Raw genomic sequence first — 1030 nt, 5'->3', positions numbered from 1 at the left:
CCTGAAACTACAATTGGAGAAGAAAAGAGGTATTTTATTTGAAGCTGGATACTAGAGGCTGGAAATTAGAGCTTGAAGGTTGAAGTTCGAGGCTAGAGAAGGTAAATTCAAACTTCCAACTCCCAACTTCAAAATCTAGCTTCTAATTTCCAGCATCCAATTTCAAACAACTTCTGGTAATTCACTCCTGAAGTTGGTATAATTACGACATGTCTAAGTTCCAAAAGAACAAGCCGAAATTAGGGTTTAGAGCACCTGAATCCTTCCGGGGCAAGACAGCGGGCTTTAAAAACCTGCCTGCCGGCAGGCAGGGTCAGTTTAAGCCCCAAACTGCCCGAATCACCCAACACAAAGGTTAATTTTATGGCCAGATCAATTCTAGCTAAAACTGAAACCGGCGAAATTCAGCTTTCTATAACCATCCCTGCCAGTGAGGTTAAAGAGGCGTACGGGCGCGTGTTTGAAAAAACAGCAAATTCAGCCGAACTTTCAGGATTTAGAAAAGGCAAAGCCCCAAAAAAACTGGTTGAGGAGAAAGTTGATAAGTCCAAAGTTTATGAGGAAGTTATACAGGAAATTGTTCCTCAAGCCTACATTGAAGCAATTCAAGAACATAAATTGGAACCGATCATTTCGCCCAAAGTTGAGCTTTTGAAGGCCAAAGAAGATGAAGATTGGGAAATCAGGGCCACAACCTGCGAGGCGCCAAAGGTTGAGCTGGGGGATTATAAGGCTGAAATCAAAAAGTCCTTGGGTACAGGGAAACTCTGGACACCAGACAGAAGGACTGCAACCACCCGCCTGCATGTGCCTGATGGCGTAAGCCCTGGTGGGCAGGCGGAAGCACAGAATAGCCCTGAGAACACGGAAGATGAAAAGACACAAAAGGTCATACAGGTTTTACTGCAGACCTGCCAATTTGCTCTCCCCCAAATTTTAGTGGAAAATGAAGTCAATAGGGCATTGTCTAATTTACTCAATCAGACTGAAAAGCTGGGAATGACTATTGATCAATACTTAAATTCAATTG

The 1030-nt window shown here is 43.4% G+C and carries 1 protein-coding gene; it reads left to right on the top strand.

The genetic code is table 11. The features are described from left to right. Positions 1 to 363: 363 nt before the first annotated feature. Positions 364 to 1030 (top strand): trigger factor family protein (locus tag Q8P13_00100; GenBank protein ID MDP2670861.1); only part of this gene is annotated, 667 nt, incomplete at its 3' end.

This window comes from bacterium (assembly GCA_030704665.1).
GTDB lineage: Bacteria > Patescibacteriota > Microgenomatia > Woykebacterales > RBG-16-39-9b > JAUYID01.
The sequence above is the reverse complement of the archived record's forward strand: the minus strand, read 5'-3'. Positions and strand labels throughout refer to the sequence as shown.